Source organism: Dethiosulfatibacter sp. (assembly GCF_983023055.1).
In genome coordinates, this window is record NZ_CEZJXU010000420.1 from 1 (window position 1) to 2,271 (window position 2,271).

General features: G+C 39.5%; 2 protein-coding genes and 1 pseudogene. All 3 read right to left on the reverse strand.

The annotated features are described in order from the left end of the window. Window positions 1-461 (reverse strand): amidohydrolase family protein (locus tag AC3AX0_RS11870; RefSeq protein ID WP_487550493.1); only part of this gene is annotated, 461 nt, incomplete at its 3' end. Window position 462: 1 nt separating this feature from the next. Next, the gene (locus tag AC3AX0_RS11875; RefSeq protein WP_487550494.1) at window positions 463-1,863 is read right to left on the reverse strand and encodes a PLP-dependent cysteine synthase family protein; all 1,401 of its coding nucleotides are present in this window, start codon (window positions 1,861-1,863) and stop codon (window positions 463-465) included. A 264-nt stretch (window positions 1,864-2,127) separates the two neighbouring features. After that, window positions 2,128-2,271 (reverse strand): annotated as a pseudogene (locus AC3AX0_RS11880) (ornithine carbamoyltransferase); the annotation flags it as partial.

Sequence of the window (2,271 nt, forward strand, 5' to 3'; positions counted from 1 at the left end):
TAGGCTGTAAATACCTTAATGCTTCCAAGACCTTCCTCCCTGCATGTTTTTACAAGGTTTTCAACATCTCCAGAGAAATTCCCCAGAGTAAGGTGAAAGGAATAGTCAATACATGACTTTTCAGCCTCTTTTTTTCTTTCCCTTATTGCCACCAAGGCTTCCTCATGACTGAATACAGGTCTAGTAAAATCAATAAATGTGGTGACACCGCCAAAGGCAGCAGTTCTGGACCCGGACTCAAAATCGTCCCTTGAACTGAACTCCCCAAGGTCCAGTGAGAAATGTACATGAGGATCTATAAATCCTGGAAGAACAAGCTTTCCTTCTGCATCTAAAGTCTTTTCACATTCAAATATACACCTGTCTATCTTTTTAATGGTTCCCTCATTAATATATACGTTTGTATCCACGAATCCGCCGTCAATATATACTCTTCCATTTATTATGCCAAGGTCAAACATTTCAGACACCCATGATTTCCCTAAGCTCTTCCTTGTGTTTTTCCCTGTATTCTTTAATAAGTCTATCCGCTTCTACTACAAGGTCTGCTTTTTCAAGCCAGTAGGATTGCTTAATCTGCATGTTAAGTTCTTCAACAGTCTTGCCCTGCTGTTCTACCCATGTATAGTACTTCAGATTGTGCCATCTTCTTCTGTTGTCCATACCTCCTTCAAAGAAGAATGAAGGCTCCTGAAATCTTATTACCCTGTCATAGATATTCTTGGCACTGCATCTGTCTATATCAGGCATTTTGTTCATTACAGAATGATATCTGTCTATTGAATCAGTGGCAATAGTAAGGATATTGTCCCCTTCATCAAGATCGTAGTATTTGGCAGTCTTTATGGCAGCAATGATATTTGCAACACTTGATATTCCAATCTTGTCGGAAATGAATTCAACAGTCTCCTCCCCAAGAACAGTCTTCAAGTATTCCTTTCCAACCTCTGTAGTGAAGACCTTTAGCATTCTCTTACAGTCCATGTCATCTATTTGAACCACACCGTCACAATTCATTACATTATGAATCCATGTAACATGCTTGTCTCCTATACCCTGGATGTCATGTCCACCATATCCGTTAAGTGACAAGGTTGGACACTGTACAGGTTCTCCTGCAACAATCTTTGCATTAGGGAAGCTCCTCTTAACACGGTCTCCACAGGCTATTGTTCCTGCCGAACCAACAGTTAGTACAACTGCTGATATTTCTCCATTTCCTATATTTTCCTCATTAACAAGCTCCACCATGGAATTTCCTGTAACATATTCGTGGAACCTGTAGTTTGCAAAGCTTTCAAACTGGTTCAGGATTCTTATCCTTTCAGGGTCCAAATTCTTAAGTTCCTTTGTCTTGTCGTATATTTCCTTTACATTAGACTCGCATCCAGGTGTAGCTATTACATCGGAACCATAAAGCCTGATGAGATCAAATCTTTCCTGACTCATTTCCTTTGGAAGAATTACAAGGGAATCATAGTTCATCCTGGAACTAACCCAAGCACCACCTACACCATAATTCCCGGTGGAAGGCCATATTAGTCTGTGATTCAATGGATCAACCTCTTTAAGGACAGTCTTTTCAGTAAGAACCGAATAAGTTGGTCCAACCTTATGGCTTCCCGTTGGAAAATCCTTGGCATACATTACAACTATGTTGGCCATAATTCCTGTGAAGCTTGGAGGCAGTATGAAATATGCAATTTCGTCGTTAATATTCCTCCAAGTTATATTGTATAGATTCAAAGGATGCAACATGTCCTTGGTCTTCATTTCAAAAGCCGCTTTTCTTATTTTTGGATCAATCTTCCAGGGATGAAGCATTTCCTCATAGGTTGGTCCAACAACAGGTACCTTATTCATAATATCGTCTCCTCAATATAGGATTACATCTCTGTATTCTTGAATTTCAGCTAGGTCCAGGATAATTGTCTAGGTCACCTCACAGTCATATGATTCACATTTCACTGTGAGATTATTAAAGATTAAGACATTCACTCAAACTTAGTAGATGATGGCTGAACATGTGAGGTCGTGAATTCGAGGTGCGATAATCAACCTTAACAATTAGAGATTATCGTACCGAGTGAACAGGGAACATGTTCAGCTATCATCTACGGTATAAATTTACAATATTAGACTCATAACTCCTTTTGCAGTATGAAGTCTGTTTTCCGCTTCCTGGTAAACTATGGAATGTTCCCCGTCTATTACAGAATCTTCAACTTCATTACCTCTGTCTGCAGGTAATGCATGCATATAGTACACATT

Coding starts and splice junctions, on each gene's coding strand:
- AC3AX0_RS11875 (WP_487550494.1), bottom strand. CDS start 1,863: ATGAATAAGGTACCTGTTGTTGGACCAACCTATGAGGAAATGCTTCAT.